Consider the following 15,036-nt stretch of genomic DNA (forward strand, 5'->3'; position numbering starts at 1 on the left):
TTACTTCAGGAATTTTTCCGCAACCGTCTCCGGAAGGCGCCTTGGCCGGCCACTGGCATTGATGACGGCGATGATGACCTTGGCGGCAACCAGCAGCGTTTCACCGCGCCGGATTTCCTGATTAAGCACCATTTTCGCACCGCCGGCCTTTTCGGTCACGGTGGTGATCGTCAACACATCATCCATCCGCGCCGGGGTCTTGAAATCGATCTCCATGCGATGAACGACGAAGACAAGACCCTCCTCGTCGGCGGTCAGAAGCGCGCTTTGTTCGCAGCCGAGGCAACGCAGGTAATCGGTGCGCCCGCGCTCAAGAAAATGCAGATACCTTGCGTGATAAACCAGGCCGGAAAAATCCGTGTCCTCATAATACACGCGTTGCGTCAGGCGGTGCCCATGTTCGATGAGTTCGCCTGAAAGCGAAACCAAAAGCTCGCTCATACTGTCTCCTTGGAAAGTTCGGCCGCACCTGAACGACCTTCATGGACGATAAGATGCTCGTGGCGCTGAGGCAGCGTCGCTACGCGCTCCGCAATGAAACGGGGCCTTAGATCATGCTCCAGCAGGGCGGAGGGTTGCGCAGGCAGCCAGCGGAACTCCACCTCGACGCCATCCAGCACCCGATGCACGATATCGCTTTCATGGAAGGGGAAAGGCTGGCGAAGCGAAACCAGATAATAAAACGCCAGCTCATGGGCGGCATATCCGTCATAGGCGAAAAAATTCTCGGCCGACCAGAGAAGACGCTCGACGGTGCAATCCCGGTCAAGCTCCTCGCCGATCTCGCGGATGATGGTTTGCTGCGAGCTTTCGCCGATTTCCGCTCGTCCACCCGGCAAGGCCCAATAGATGTCCTGCGTGCCGCGCTGGACGAGAACATGATCGTTCTGAAAAATCAGCGCGGCCACACGCATGCTGAAAAGCTGCGGTTTCCGGTCAAGCCGGATCATGTGACGGTCAGGGGCAGAAGTCATTTATCGTCCAGGTCGCCATCATACCAGACGAGATGTCTTGTGGTCTGCGGCAGGTGCTCTATTTCGTCGGCGATGAAATAGGGCGGAATATCGAGTTCCGTCAATGCCTGCCGGGTCGCGGCGACCCAGCGGAACTCCAGTTCGTTGTCACCATCCTGAACGCGGTGGATGATGTCCGTCGGATGAAAGGCGAATGTCTCCGGCAAATCCATCAGGTAATAGAAACCGAGTTCGTGCCAGTCCTTGCCCTCGTAATGGAAAAAATTCTCGACCGCCCATAAAAGCCGCCCGACCCTGGCCTCAACGCCAAGCTCTTCCACCATCTCGCGGGCCAGCGTTTCTTCGGAGCGTTCGCCCATTTCGGCGCGACCACCAGGAAATGTCCAGAATTTCTCATGCGATGCCCGGTGCACCAGCACGTGGCCATCACGAAACGCCAGCCCCGCAACGCGCATCTGGAAAATGCGCTTCGGCTTGAACTTCATGCGGATGCGGGTGTCCTGCGTCTTGCTATCGTGCGTCATTGTCTGGACCTGCGGGCTGGAAACATCAAATCGGTTTCCGTCCACCCTAGCGCATCCATCTCTTCTTTTCTTGCATTTGCGTCATCACCCACGATGAATTCATCCAGTTGCGGCGGCTTGATCGTGGCGCCGGACAACATGGCATGCGCCTGCCCGCGATGATGCGTCTGGTGCTGGAAGAGATGGGTGAGAATATCGTCGCAGCGATCCTGCTGGATGCGCGTGCCGCGATGGATATTGACGGTTGCGGCAAGGCCGTCTTCCTCTAGCCCGTCGACAAATGCGATCAGCACCTCGTCAAGTTCCGCCTGGGCGCGCCGCAACTCCGCCATGGTCTCCAAAGGCTCCTCTTTCGCAAAGGCGGCAAGCCCGAGCGTTCCGCCCTTGACGGCATCGATATAAAAACGATCGACGGTATAGATGTGGTTCAGCGTCGCCCGAATGGTGGGAAAAAAGCTGACCCGAGAGGCGACGAATTCCTCCTGCGAAAGCTGGAGACAGGCATGATGCAGCCGGAAATTGGCGAGCCGGTTGTTGCGTGCGAGTTTGCGAAAGACCCGTAGCGGATCGTAAGACATCGTGATCCTCCATAGACGCCGAAGGCCGGCGTCGTTCAATCGGTGAACTTTCGCGCCGTCTTCCTCAGGCCGATGCTCCAAGATCAACGACCACGATTTCCGGCGGAACGCCAAAGCGGACGGGCGCAATGGAGCAACCAAGGCCACCCGAGATAATCAGGTTGCGATCGTCCTCTACCACATGCCCGTAGGCATAACGATTGCCATAGCGCGACGGTACCACGGGCGAACGTCCAAAAAGCCGTATTTGTCCGCCATGGGTATGCCCGGACAACGTCAAGGCCACGCGGGGAGGCACCTTGGGAAAGACATCCGGTTCATGCGCCATAAGGATCACTGGCGCTTCGTCCGTCACCTGCGCGAGCGTGCCGTCGAGATCGTCCAGTCCGCGCACACTTCGGCGATCCCATTTTTTCCCCGGCAACAATGCAAGCTGGTCCTCCAGTCCGGCAATCCAGAAGCCTTGGCCATTCTTCTCCAGCCGCAAGACACGATTGGCGTAGACGGCAATGCCGACATCGGCAAGCGCCTTGTGGCCGAACGTTTCACCGCCACCGGCCTTCTGTGCGGACCGGTCTTCCCACCAGTCATGATTACCCATGATCGCGTGAACACCGAGGGGTGCTTTCAATACCGCAAGAGCTTTCGACCAATCTTTTGAATGGACATAACTCGTCACGAGATTCATACCAGCGGTATAGTCACCGAGCAGCAGCATTACGTCGCCGTCGAGACTGTTGGCATGATTGCAAATCGTGGCAATTCGGGCGGCAGACATCCACGGCTCGCAGGCGTGAATATCGGCAAGCACCACCAACCGCAATTTGAGACCCGGCGGCCAGCCGGGCGGCGTCAGCGCATAACGGGTCACGTTAAGCCGTACAAGCGGTTCAAAGCCGAAAGCATAAGAACCGAGCGCCATGGCGCCAACAAACCCTCCCCAAGGACCTTCAGAAAGGCGCGGCGAGAAATCAATCAATCTTCCTCCAGCGTCAGCCGGAACTGCGCCGCCTCGAGATCCTTCGGCGGCTGCATGCCCAGGTGCTTCCAGGCCGTGCCGGTCAGAATACGGCCGCGTGGCGTGCGCTGGATGAAACCCTGCTGGATCATATAGGGTTCGATAATGTCCTCGATCGCGTCACGCGGCTCCGACAGGCCGGCGGCGATGGTTTCTATCCCGACCGGACCACCGCCGAAGTTGACCGCGATCATGGTCAAATAGCGCATGTCCAGCTGGTCGAGACCCATTTTGTCGACCAGCAGTCGCGTCAAAGCCTCATCGGCGATCTCGCGCGTGACGGCTTCCGCCCGCGCCACCTCGGCGAAATCGCGCACACGGCGCAAAAGCCGCCCCGCAATACGCGGCGTGCCGCGTGCGCGCCGTGCCACCTCGCGCGCGCCCTCGTCGGTCATGTTAAGCCCCATCAGCCGCGCACCGCGTCTAACGATGAGCTCCAGCTCATCGACAGTGTAGAAGGCCAGCCGGACGGGAATTCCGAAACGGTCGCGCAGCGGCGTCGTCAACAGGCCAAGACGGGTCGTCGCGGCGACAAGGGTGAATTTGGAGAGATCGATCTTCACCGAGCGGGCCGCCGGCCCCTCACCGATGATGAGATCGAGCTGGAAATCCTCCATCGCCGGGTAGAGAATTTCCTCCACCGCCGGGTTGAGACGGTGGATTTCATCGATGAAGAGGACGTCGCGCTCTTCGAGATTGGTTAGGAGTGCCGCGAGATCGCCCGCCTTGGCGATGACCGGTCCGGAGGTGGACTTGAAGTTGACGCCGAGCTCCTTTGCCATGATCTGGGCCAGCGTGGTCTTGCCGAGACCGGGCGGCCCCACGAACAGCACATGGTCGAGCGCCTCGCCACGGTTCTTGGCCGCCTCGATAAACACCTTGAGATTGGCGCGCGCCTCCGCCTGGCCGGTGAAATCGTCCAGCGACTGCGGACGCATGGTGGTGTCGACATCTTCACCGCGCTTTTCGGGGGTGATCAGCCTTGCCGCATCGCTCATGTCAGAAGTTCCATTCCGGGCAGCTTGCGAGCAGCTTTTTTGTCAAACGTATATGTCGCCACGCAGCCATTGACCCTGTTGCTTTCCGATACAATCGCGTCGGAAAAATCCGCATTTGTATTCCGGCATATGTCGATGGCATTGCCAATCGCCTCATAGTCCGGAATTTCCAGTTCCCGCCGCTCGAGCATAAGCTGGAAAAACTCCAGAACAGCGCTTTTGGGATAACCGTAAAACTGACCAAGAACCCACGCCGTCTCCAAAATCACAGCAAGGTTTACAAGCAGGGTTTCACCATCCTCAAGCCGTGCAAGAAGACGCTTCACCGTTTCTTTTTGTTCAACATCGTCATCTACCACGATACGCAGCAGAATATTCGTGTCTATTCCGAAACGGCTGGTCATTCCTCTTCCGTCTTACCCGTGGAACGCTTGTACCGCGCAACGGCTCCCTCACCAATCGCATCATTCATCTGCTCGACGGTAAGCTTTTTGCCATTCGGAGGTTTACCGAGAATTCCGGCCAGATCGGCAAGAGATTTATTGCGAGGGATAACGATCATCTCCCCGTTACGAACCCAGGCGTAACATTTGTCGCCAGGCTTGATTTTCAATTGTTCGCGCACGTTTTTAGGAACTGTCATTTGCCCTTTGGAGGTGATTGTCACCTGAAAGCCCATGCTGCTGTCCTTTCTTACTTTTCACCTATCGTAAGGAATCTAGCATTAAGCGCATCAACGTGAAAGCTCCTTCAGGCCGAGACGGATGAGCTTGGCGCTGTCGCCACCCTCCCCGCCATTCTTCAGCGCGGCGGCAACCGCATTGGCGGCCTGGTCGCGTGAATAGCCGAGATTGGTGAGTGCGGAAACGGCATCCGCCACCGGCGCGGATGCGACGCCTTCGCCAAGCTCCTGCTTGAGGCCGATCGAGGCGGAGGCCTCTCCCGCAAAGGCGGGCGCCTTGTTGCGAAGCTCGGTCACGAGGCGCACCGCCACCTTTGGCCCGACGCCGGGCGCGCGTGAGATCATCACCTTGTCCTGTAGCGCAATGGCATTGGCCAGTTCGGAGGGCGACAGCGTGGAAAGAACGGCCAAGGCCACTTTCGAACCCACACCCTGCACGCTCTGCAGCAGGTTGAACCATTCCCGCTCCAGCGCCGAGAGAAAACCGAAGAGCTTCAGCTGGTCCTCACGCACATAGGTTTCGATGAACAGCACCACCGCCTCACCGACGGAGCCGATTTTCGACAGCGTGCGGGCCGAACAATAGGCGACATAACAAACGCCATGCACATCCACCAGCACGTAATCCGCGCCGATTTCCTCGATGCTGCCTTTCAGTTTTCCGATCATGATGCCGCCCGCTGCAATGAGACTTTATATATTAACCGGCCGCCAAAAGCCGCGCCATTCTGTCGCCACCGCGATTATGGGCGTGGCAGATGGCGATTGCGAGCGCGTCCGCCGCATCGTTACCCTTGAATTCGGCCTTCGGCATCAGGATTTTCAGCATCATGTGAATTTGCTGCTTTTCGCCGTGCCCGACGCCGATGACGGCTTTCTTGACCGCATTCGGCGCATATTCGAAAACAGGCAATCCTGCCCGCGCCGGAACCAGCATGGCGATGCCGCGGGCCTGGCCGAGTTTCAGCGTGGCGACCGCATCCTTGTTGACGAAGGTCTGCTCCACCGCTGCCTCGTCGGGCTGATGGCTGTGCACGATATCGGCCAGCCCGTCATGCAGCTGGCACAGGCGGGAGGCGAGATCCATATCGCCATCCGATGTCACCGTGCCGGAGGCGACAAATCGAAGGTTGTTGCCGAGGGTTTCGATGACACCCCAACCGGTGCGCCGCAATCCGGGGTCGATACCGATGATTCGAATCGTCTTTTGCATGAGTTACCTTATCTTTCCGGCTGCGACCCTGCCAGCGATAAGTGAACAAAACGACAACATTCATCAAATTTGCGGTGCAGCATTTACCTCTGCTTAAACCGCGTACCGCATTGTTCCCGCACAAAATCAAAAAAGGGGAGCTGCGGACATGATGATCCGCAGCATAATATTCAAGCCATATCAGCCATCCGGTGGCGCCACTCATGCGTGGCGTGGGAACTGATCCGGCATTGGGGGCTGCAACGGCCATGCTGAACCGTTTTCATTCCATATCCACCAAAGTGCTGGTGATTTTCCTTGCACTGATGGCGATCTCAACCGGGGCTCTGACACTTCTTGGCTATCAAAGCAGCAGCGGCGTTCTCGAAGAGCAGGCGTCGAAATCCATGGAAAGCATTCTCGTCTTCCGCGGCGACATGCTTCAGGAGCGCCTTGAACAGCTGAAGACACAGGCGGATTCCATCGCCAAGATCGAATCCCTGCAAATGGCCGTGGTCTCTATGCGCAGCGGCTGGGGCACAGTGCAGAAAAGCTCCGGCGACGCCAAGGCGGAACTGCAGCGCGTCTTCGTCAAGGAGAACCCCTTCACCGACAGGGAAAAGCTGATCAAGCCCGAAAACCCGAGCGGCTTTTATTATTCCACCCACGAGAAAACCCAGACGGATATCGGCGGTTATCTGCAGGGAACGCCCTTCAGCGATGTTCTCTTTATCGATCCCGCCGGCACGGTCTATTACTCCTATCTGAAAGGACCGGCCTTCGGGGAAACCGTCACGGGCGGCGCCTGGGCGGAAAGTGGCCTTGGCGCTGCATTTACCCGCGGGGCTGCCAACGCCGAAAAAGCCGTGAACGACGTGGCGCAGACGAGTTTCTCCGGTCTGCGGATCGACGCAGCAACAAACGAGGCCGGCATTTATTATGGCATTCCGGTTGTCAAATTCGGCGCGTTCAAGGGGATCGTCCTGTTCCGGGTCAAGCAGGAGATCTTCAGCCAGATACTCGCGAAAGGCGTCGCCGCCGGTAGTTCAGAGCAATCCGCAATCATCTCTGCCGATGGCAAAGTGCTCGGCGTCGAAGGCGACAGGCTCGTCAGCCTCGATCCGGCAATCTACGGCTTCCATGGGCAGGCATCGAATGCGGCCGGCATGACGATTGCCAAGATCGACCGCCCGGATGGCGAGGCCAATGCCTATGCCCGCTCCTTCTCGTTTGCCGGAGAACAATATCTCGCCGTCGAAAGCATGTTGCGCAGCGAGTTGAATGCAGGTTCCATCTCGATTGCCGGCACACTTGCCGTGATCGGCCTTGGCGTTCTGGCCGCCATGTGCGTGGCGACAGCCTTTTTCGCGCGGCGGCTGTTCGCGCCGCTGGAAAAGCTTGCCGGGTTGACCGGTGAAGTGGCGGCTGGCAGGCTGGATGCCGAGATCGGCAATCAGGACCGCAACGACGAGATTGGCCGCATGGCGCAGGCACTCGGCAGTTTCCGCGAAAAGCTCATCCTTCAGCGGGAGATGGAGGAGACCGCATCGCGCACGCGGGAGGAAGCCGAAACGGCGCGACGCGCGCATCTTGCCGAGCGCGAAGCCGAGGCCGGCACGCTGCAAATGGTCGTGCGGTCTCTGGATGAGGGGCTGGACCGGCTGGCGAACGGCAATCTCGCCTATCGCATAGACACGGTCTTCCCGGAGGATCTCGAAAGCCTGCGCCATAATTTCAATACGGCGCTCGCCCGGCTCAGCGAAACGATGCAGGCCATCGGCGGCAACTCCGCCGCCGTTCGCGGTGGCTCGGAAGAAATGCGGGTGGGCGCCGACCAGCTGGCGGAACGCACCGAACGGCAGGCCGCCTCCATCACCGAGACGGCAAGCGCTATCAAGGCAATCACCGAAGCAGTCCGCGACCAGATCGACCGCGCCGAACAGGCGACAAGGATCGCTCGCGATGCCAGCACGGAAGCCACGGCCTCGAGCCGCGTGATGGAACAGACCATCGCCGCCATGGAGGCGATCCAGACCTCGTCGCGCCAGATCAACCAGATCATCGGCGTCATCGACGAAATCGCCTTCCAGACCAACCTTCTCGCTTTGAATGCGGGTGTCGAGGCCGCCCGTGCGGGCGACGCCGGCAGGGGCTTTGCCGTCGTGGCGCAGGAGGTGCGCGAACTGGCGCAACGCTCTGCCGCGGCCGCGAAGGAAATCACCAGCCTGCTGAAGCGCTCGACCGACGAGGTTTCCGCCGGCGTGGTGCTGGTCGAAAAGGCGGGCACTTCGCTGACCGGCATCGGCAAACACGTGCAGACCATCAGTTCCCGCATCGAGGAGATCATGGAATCCACCCGCGAGGAGGCGCATACGCTTGCGGAAATCAACAGCACCGTCACCAGCCTCGACACCATGACCCAGCAAAACGCCGCCATGGTGGAGGAAACGACGGCAGCCATCCACAATCTCGCCTCCGAAGCGGGCGAGATGGATGGCAGACTCGGACAATTCGTGCTGGCCCCTGACCAGGATGCGAGAGGGTATCGTGAAACCCGGCAATTCCGGCGGGCGGGCTGAAACAACGAAAGGGGCCTCTTCGGAGGCCCCAATTTTTTTGAACCATCCATCAATTCTATGCGACTTCACTGGTAAATCGGGACACGCGCCTTACATCCGCAACAAAGATTATATTTCTGCAGGAGCGTCGGATGATCCCCTTTTCCATTCTCGACCTTTCGCCCATTGGCGAAGGCGAGAGCGTCAGCGAGGCGCTTGAAAATTCCCGCCGCATGGCGATCAAGGCTGAAGACCATGGCTATAACCGCATCTGGCTGGCGGAACATCATGGCATGCCGGGTATTGCCAGTGCCGCAACCTCGCTCGTCATCGCCCATGTGGGCGCAGCCACGAAACATATCCGGGTCGGCTCGGGCGGCATCATGCTGCCCAACCATTCCCCGCTTGTCATTGCCGAACAGTTCGGCACGCTTGCGGCGCTGCTGCCCGGTCGTGTCGATCTCGGTCTTGGCCGCGCGCCCGGAACCGACATGCGCACGGCAAGGGCACTGCGCCGCAACCTCGATGCGGGTGCGGAAAACTTCCCGCAGGATATTATCGAACTCCAGCGTTACCTCGGCCCCCGCAGCAGGATCAGGCGATCCTAGCCGTGCCCGGCATGAATTCGAACGTGCCGCTGTGGCTGCTCGGCTCCAGCACCTACAGCGCGCATCTGGCGGCAGCGCTCGGCCTGCCCTATTCCTTCGCCTCGCATTTTGCCCCCGATATGCTGATGGAAGCTATCCATATCTATCGTGAGCGCTTCCAGCCCTCCGAGGTGCTCGACAGGCCCTATGTGATGGTGGGTGTGATGGGCGTTGGCGCCGAAACGGACGAAGAGGCGCAACACCTGTTCACCTCGTCGCAGCAGCAATTCGTCAATCTGCGCCGCAACGTACGCACCCCGTTCCCGAAGCCGGTGCACAGCATGGACGGCTACTGGAACGAAATGGAGCGTTTCTCGGTGGAGCACACCTTGCGTTTCGCCGCCGTCGGATCGCCTGAGACGATAGAGCGCCATCTCGACGGTTTCCTCGCCGAAACCCAGGCGGACGAACTGATCGTCTCCATGCCGATCCACGACATTGAAAAGCGACTGCGTTCCGTGGAAATTTTCGCCGATGTGCGGACCTCCATAAGGAAAGCCGCCTGAATGAAAAAAGCCCCGGAGCGACGACGCTGCCGGGGCTTTTTTAAAAGATCGGAAACTTCAGGCGGAAAGCTTGGCGAGAATTTCTTCGGAAACCTCGAAGTTGGAATAGACGCTCTGCACATCGTCATCGTCTTCGAGATTGTCGATGAGCTTCATTAGCGACTGCGCCTTTTCTTCATCCACCGGCACCGTGTTCTGTGGCTTCCAGATGGCCTTGACGCTTTCGGCCTCGCCAAGTACGCCTTCCAGCGCCTTGGAAACCTCGTTCATCGCTTCGAAACCACAGATGATGGTGTGGCCGTCTTCGGAGGATTCGACATCGTCAGCGCCCGCTTCGATGGCCGCTTCCATGACCTTGTCGGCATCGCCCACTTCCGCCTTGTAGGTGATTTCGCCAACGCGGTCGAAGGAGAAGGAGACGGAGCCGGTTTCGCCGAGTGCGCCACCAGCCTTGGTGAAGATGGAGCGTACGTTGGAGGCGGTGCGGTTACGGTTGTCGGTCAGGGCCTCGACGACGACGGCGACGCCACCCGGGCCGTAACCCTCGTAACGGACCTCATCGTAGTTTTCACTGTCAGCACCGGAAGCTTTCTTGATCGCGCGCTCGATATTGTCCTTCGGCATGGACTGGGCCTTGGCGTTCTGGATCGCCAGACGCAGGCGCGCGTTCATGTTCGGGTCGGGCATGCCCGCCTTTGCCGCAACGGTGATTTCACGCGCAAGCTTGGAAAACATTTTGGACCGTACGGAGTCCTGCTTGCCCTTGCGGTGCATGATGTTCTTGAACTGTGAATGACCAGCCATGGAAAACCTGATTGTCTTAATTTGGAGATTGCGGGCCTTATAAGTGCGATGGGCCCTTCGTTCAAGCCCGCAAGCGCTTTCTCTTGCCCGCAAGAATATAAGGAACTGATTTATCCGCTTTTCGTTTTGACAATGAACGCGGAAGAGCCGGGCATTTTATCCTCCCGGTCGCCGCAGCAAACCCGAAGGAGGAAACACATGGTCAGCCTGACTGAAGCAAGAGAAACCCCTGCCCGCCAGCTGTGGGACGAGGTCAATTCGGTCCATGCCGGCATGCTTGGCCTCGAGGGTCTGCATAATCACATGCAGCCAATGGCACCGCACGCCGACCCCAAGACAAACACGATCTGGTTTTTCTCCAAGAAAGACACCGATCTGGTCAAAACGCTGAAGCCGGGTTCGCGGGCGCACTTCTGCCTCGTCGGCAAGGACCATGATTATCACGCCTGCCTTTCGGGTGTACTTGAAGCGCGTGACGACAAGGCAAAGATCGAGGAATACTGGAACTCCGTTACCGCCGCCTGGTACGAACACGGAAAGTCCGATCCGCAATTGACGATGCTGGCGCTTCACGTCGACGACGCGGAAATCTGGGCCTCGACCGACAGCACGCTTAAATTCGGCTGGGAAATCGCCAAGGCCAATATGTCCGACGACAAGACACCGGATGTCGGCGTGCGCCAGCACCTCGCCTTCGCCTGATAACGGGCTCCCCGACTTCCTCGCCGGCCCCTCTATTGCATGCCTTTTGGCACCAGTATCTCCGGCTGGCGGGGAAGATTTCTCATTGAGACCCGGATGATCGGATCGCTCGCATAGGCAATCCGGAAACTTTCACCAAACATGGTCAGAAACTGCTCCAGCGGCGCACCGGTGCGGTGCATCGGCAGGATCAGCGCGGAACGCAGGCGCTTGACCACGCGGCTCATGCTGTCGGCGCCCATCGTCAGCCCGCCATCGACAGGCACCATCAGTACATCCAGACGGCCAATTTCGGCATAATGCGTATCCGTCAGCTCATGATGCAGATGACCCAGATGACCGATACACAGCCCTGCGACCTCGAAGATGAAAATGGAATTGCCGTTTTCCTGAAACGACTCGTAATCACCCCAGCGGTTGCGGATGTCAGTCGCGACATTGCGGATATAGACATCGCCCACCAGAACCTTGTGTTCGGCCTTTTCCCCCGGCGTATCGCTCCAGCCGTGCAGCACATATTGAATGGCCGGGTCCGGACTAAGCGTGAAATGCGTTGAGTGCGCCCGGTTCATCGTCACCACCGTCGGCGTGACGGGCGGGCGATAGACGCCATTATAATCGGTGGCGATCGTCACGCCGCCGGGGCTTTCGATGAGATAGGTGGAATGGCCGATGAAGCTGATCTTCACCTCTTCCCTCGCCGTCGCCTGCGCCAGCTGGACACTTGGCCGATTGAGGGGCGGTTCGAAGCTGGCGAACATGACGCCGGGAATGTTGCGGGCGATCGCCTGGCACTGGCTGACCGGAGGACGGCTTTCCGTTTGGGCAAAGGCCGCTCCCGCACAGGTGAGCAGACCCGTTATTGCAAGCATAAGCACACGCAGCATCATGCCACTCCCTGAACTTGCGAAGGTTGAGAGGATGAGACAGGTTTTGCCGGGCGTCCAGTTTCAAGAACGGGGGAAACGCTCACAATCTCGTCATTGTGAACGTCTCACGGACAAGCGAAAAGCTTACGCCCAGAAGGATGGAAGGGTTTCGGCAAGTCTCGGGCCAATGCGCAGCGGTGCGATCTTTTCCGCAAGGCCGGTGCGGTCTGAAATCTCGACGCCGACGCCACAGATCGTCGCGGGCCCGCTGGCCGCCTCGAAACGACCCTTCGGCATTTTGGAAATGAAGCGGTTGATCGGCTCTTCCTTCTCCATGCCAAGCGAACTGTCATAATCGCCGCACATGCCGGCATCCGACATATAGGCGGTTCCGCCGTTCAATATCTGCGCGTCGGCGGTCGGAACATGGGTATGAGTGCCGACAACGAAGCTTGCGCGCCCATCGACGAAATGGCCGAAACACTGTTTTTCGCTGGTCGCTTCCGCGTGGAAATCGAAGATGATGGCGTCGGCCTGCTCTTTCAGCGGGCAGGCGGCGAGAATGTTTTCCGCCGACTTGAAGGGATCGTCGAGCTCCGGATGCATGAATACCCGGCCCATGATGTTGGCAACGAGCACGCGTGCGCCGTTGCGGGCATAAAAGATGCCCGAGCCCTTGCCCGGCGTACCATCGGGATAATTGGCGGGCCGCAGGAACTGATCGTGGCGCTCGCAGAAAGAGACCGCCTCCTTCTGATCCCAGACGTGGTTGCCTGTCGTCACCACGTCGGCACCGGCATTGATGGTCTCGAGGTAGATATCCTCGGTAATGCCGAAACCGCCGGCGGCATTTTCACCGTTGACGACAACAAAATCAAGCTTCAGATCGGAAATCAGCCCCGGCAACCTGTCCCAGACAGCCGTGCGTCCGGTCTTGCCAACCATATCTCCGAGAAAAAGAAGCCTCATTCACCCGCCCCGATCTTGCGCATGTTCCTAGATTTCGTCCCCTCTAACGGGTAATCCGTTTTTTAAAAAGTGCTAAAGCGCCTTTTTCCCAGTTGGCAGCAACGGCTGCGCGGAAAACCAGCGTAGACCGCTCTCCGTCAGAACGGCATGAAGCGGCACATCATGCGGCTCCGCCGGCACCAACGGCACTTCCTGACAATCGAATGCGACGCCGATGAGAATGGGAACCCGACCCTTGCCGTGCAATCTTGCAATCGCGCGGTCATAGTGACCCGCGCCATAGCCGATACGCTGACCGTGCCCGTCGAAGACGGAAAGAGGAACCAGCAGAATATCCGGATCGAGAACCTGCGCATCCTCCCCCGGTCCGGTCGTACCGAAGCCGGTCCTCACCAGCGGCGCATCCACCTCGAAGGCACGAAAGATGATGGTTTCACGGTCCAGCACAACGGGGAGAACGAGACGCGCGCCCCGTGTCCGCAGCGCTTCCATCAGCGGCCGGATATCGGCCTCCGAGCGGATCGGCATGAAACCGGAAACAACCGCGCCCGGCGTGAGCGGAATGACGGATGCGCCACGTTCCGTCATCGCCCGGCTTTTCTGCTGCCGCTCGGCTTGTGTCAGCGCATCGCGCGCGGCGAGCCTTTCGCAGCGCAGTCTTGCTTTTTCGGCAATGTCGCCGGACATCAGGCGGCCCGGCTCACAAGCACCTTGTCGATACGGTGTCCGTCGAGATCGATAACCTCGAAACGCCAGCCGTTGCGGGTGATGTGTTCACCCAGTTCCGGCAGGCGACGGAACTCGTCCAGAACCAGACCGGCAACGGTTTCGAACTCCGCATCCTCGTCGATCTGGAAACCCATGCGATAGGCAAACTCATCGGCCGGCATCCAGCCGGCAACGAGGAACGAACCGTCCTCGCGCTCGACCATGGCAGGCTCCTCGTCATTGTCTTCCTGGAAGGCACCGGTGATGGCCTCCAGAACGTCGCCGGAACTGACGATACCTTCGAAGTGACCGTATTCGTCGTATACCAGCACCATATGCACCGTGGAACGGCGCAGCGACTGGATGACATCCACGGCGCTCGTCAGATCCGAGACCACGGGAACCTCGCGCAGAAGCTCGCGGACATTCAGTTCCTTTCCTGATGCCAGCGCATCGAAAGCGTCCTTGGCGAAAAGCACGCCGAGAATTTCATCGGACGCGCCGTTGCGCACGGGCAGACGCGAACGCTGTGTCTCGCGAAGCTGAACGCGGATTTCTTCCGCGGTGTCTTCGATATCGACCACTTCCACATCGCGGCGCGGCGTCATCAGGCCGCGCGCATTACGGTCGGCAAGGCGCATGACGCTGGTGATCATCGCCGATTCCTCGGTCTCGATCACGCCGGCGCTGTGGGCCTCTGCCAGAACCGTGCGAATTTCATCGTCGGTTACCGATGCATTGGACTCGCCGCTATGGCCGAGAAGGGCAAGAACGGTCTTGCCGGATTTGTCGAGCAGCCACACCAGAGGCGCACCAACCCTCGAAAGCAGCATCATGGTGGGCGCGACGCGGGCGGCCACCTTTTCCGGATCGCGCAACGCGATCTGCTTGGGCACAAGCTCGCCGACGATCAGCGACAGATAGGTGATGGCGACAACCACCGAACCGACGCCAAGCGCATCGGCGGCGCGGTCGGGAATGCCCTGTTCCAGAAGCCAGGCAGTGAAACGGGCGCCGAGCGTGGCGCCGGAAAAAGCACCGGAAAGGACGCCTACCAGCGTGATGCCGATCTGCACCGTGGAAAGGAAGCGTCCGGGATTTTCGGAAAGGCTGAGCGCCATTGTGGCGCCCTTGCTGCCCTGGGAGGCAAGCACCTTGAGCCTCGCCGGTCTGGAGGAGACAACGGCAAGCTCGGACATGGCAAGCACACCGTTCAATACGGTGAGCAGAACCACGATCATAATTTCAGTAAACAAGTTTAGCTCTTTGGGCTGTTGAACGGCACGTCGCGGTTTTGGCCGCAGCGC

The 15,036-nt window shown here is 59.2% G+C and carries 16 protein-coding genes and 2 pseudogenes; 3 read left to right on the top strand and 15 right to left on the bottom strand.

What is annotated here, in order from left to right; genetic code table 11:
- The 10 genes and pseudogenes from ybgC to ruvC all read right to left on the bottom strand — a co-directional run bounded on the left by ybgC (position 1) and on the right by ruvC (position 5,987).
- A complete protein-coding gene (ybgC, locus tag G3A56_RS20535) occupies positions 1–441 on the bottom strand; it encodes a tol-pal system-associated acyl-CoA thioesterase (RefSeq protein WP_082185358.1) in 441 nt (146 codons plus the stop codon).
- Complete coding sequence (locus G3A56_RS20540; RefSeq protein ID WP_082185357.1) at positions 438–974, bottom strand: NUDIX hydrolase; 537 nt, start codon at positions 972–974, stop codon at positions 438–440. Before G3A56_RS20540 ends, ybgC begins: the two co-directional genes overlap by 4 nt.
- Positions 971–1,498, bottom strand: coding sequence for an NUDIX hydrolase (locus G3A56_RS20545; protein ID WP_035242886.1), 528 nt, complete (start codon positions 1,496–1,498; stop codon positions 971–973). The genes G3A56_RS20540 and G3A56_RS20545 overlap by 4 nt, the downstream gene beginning before the upstream one ends.
- A complete protein-coding gene (locus tag G3A56_RS20550; protein ID WP_082185356.1) occupies positions 1,495–2,076 on the bottom strand; it encodes a DinB family protein in 582 nt (193 codons plus the stop codon). Before G3A56_RS20550 ends, G3A56_RS20545 begins: the two co-directional genes overlap by 4 nt.
- 64 nt (positions 2,077–2,140) lie before the next feature.
- Positions 2,141–3,051: pseudogene (locus G3A56_RS20555) on the bottom strand (metallophosphoesterase).
- Positions 3,052–4,092: a Holliday junction branch migration DNA helicase RuvB gene (gene ruvB, locus G3A56_RS20560; RefSeq protein ID WP_082185354.1), complete on the bottom strand. Its 1,041-nt coding sequence runs from the start codon at positions 4,090–4,092 to the stop codon at positions 3,052–3,054.
- Entirely contained in the window at positions 4,089–4,496 is a 408-nt protein-coding gene (locus G3A56_RS20565) for a type II toxin-antitoxin system VapC family toxin (protein ID WP_003497581.1), read from the bottom strand. Before G3A56_RS20565 ends, ruvB begins: the two co-directional genes overlap by 4 nt.
- On the bottom strand, positions 4,493–4,771 hold the full coding sequence (locus G3A56_RS20570; protein WP_003497583.1) for an AbrB/MazE/SpoVT family DNA-binding domain-containing protein: 279 nt from the start codon (positions 4,769–4,771) through the stop codon (positions 4,493–4,495). Before G3A56_RS20570 ends, G3A56_RS20565 begins: the two co-directional genes overlap by 4 nt.
- Positions 4,772–4,825: 54 nt before the next feature.
- Positions 4,826–5,443, bottom strand: coding sequence for a Holliday junction branch migration protein RuvA (gene ruvA, locus G3A56_RS20575; RefSeq protein WP_003506224.1), 618 nt, complete (start codon positions 5,441–5,443; stop codon positions 4,826–4,828).
- A gap of 31 nt (positions 5,444–5,474) precedes the next feature.
- Positions 5,475–5,987 (bottom strand): crossover junction endodeoxyribonuclease RuvC, encoded by a 513-nt coding sequence (ruvC, locus tag G3A56_RS20580; protein ID WP_082185353.1) that lies wholly within the window; start codon positions 5,985–5,987, stop codon positions 5,475–5,477.
- A 248-nt stretch (positions 5,988–6,235) separates the two neighbouring features.
- Between ruvC and G3A56_RS20585 the strand changes: the two genes are divergently transcribed.
- Positions 6,236–8,545, top strand: coding sequence for a methyl-accepting chemotaxis protein (locus G3A56_RS20585; protein WP_082185352.1), 2,310 nt, complete (start codon positions 6,236–6,238; stop codon positions 8,543–8,545).
- Between the two features lie 131 nt (positions 8,546–8,676).
- A pseudogene (locus G3A56_RS20590) lies at positions 8,677–9,677 on the top strand (LLM class flavin-dependent oxidoreductase).
- A gap of 57 nt (positions 9,678–9,734) precedes the next feature.
- Here G3A56_RS20590 and G3A56_RS20595 read toward each other — a convergent pair.
- Positions 9,735–10,481, bottom strand: a complete 747-nt coding sequence (locus tag G3A56_RS20595; protein ID WP_003497595.1) for a YebC/PmpR family DNA-binding transcriptional regulator — start codon at positions 10,479–10,481, stop codon at positions 9,735–9,737.
- A 198-nt stretch (positions 10,482–10,679) separates the two neighbouring features.
- Here G3A56_RS20595 and G3A56_RS20600 point away from each other — a divergent pair, with 198 nt between their 5' ends.
- Positions 10,680–11,183, top strand: coding sequence for a pyridoxamine 5'-phosphate oxidase family protein (locus tag G3A56_RS20600; RefSeq protein ID WP_082185350.1), 504 nt, complete (start codon positions 10,680–10,682; stop codon positions 11,181–11,183).
- Between the two features lie 32 nt (positions 11,184–11,215).
- Here G3A56_RS20600 and G3A56_RS20605 read toward each other — a convergent pair whose 3' ends face one another.
- The 4 genes from G3A56_RS20605 to G3A56_RS20620 all read right to left on the bottom strand — a co-directional run bounded on the left by G3A56_RS20605 (position 11,216) and on the right by G3A56_RS20620 (position 14,970).
- Positions 11,216–12,073 (bottom strand): MBL fold metallo-hydrolase, encoded by an 858-nt coding sequence (locus tag G3A56_RS20605; protein ID WP_137067605.1) that lies wholly within the window; start codon positions 12,071–12,073, stop codon positions 11,216–11,218.
- Between the two features lie 123 nt (positions 12,074–12,196).
- The gene (locus G3A56_RS20610; protein WP_082185349.1) at positions 12,197–13,021 is read right to left on the bottom strand and encodes a TIGR00282 family metallophosphoesterase; all 825 of its coding nucleotides are present in this window, start codon (positions 13,019–13,021) and stop codon (positions 12,197–12,199) included.
- 72 nt (positions 13,022–13,093) lie between these two features.
- Positions 13,094–13,708, bottom strand: coding sequence for a 5-formyltetrahydrofolate cyclo-ligase (locus G3A56_RS20615; RefSeq protein ID WP_082185348.1), 615 nt, complete (start codon positions 13,706–13,708; stop codon positions 13,094–13,096).
- On the bottom strand, positions 13,708–14,970 hold the full coding sequence (locus G3A56_RS20620; protein WP_164056874.1) for a hemolysin family protein: 1,263 nt from the start codon (positions 14,968–14,970) through the stop codon (positions 13,708–13,710). The genes G3A56_RS20615 and G3A56_RS20620 overlap by 1 nt, the downstream gene beginning before the upstream one ends.
- Positions 14,971–15,036: the final 66 nt, after the last annotated feature.

This window comes from Rhizobium oryzihabitans, assembly GCF_010669145.1.
Taxonomy (GTDB): domain Bacteria; phylum Pseudomonadota; class Alphaproteobacteria; order Rhizobiales; family Rhizobiaceae; genus Agrobacterium; species Agrobacterium oryzihabitans.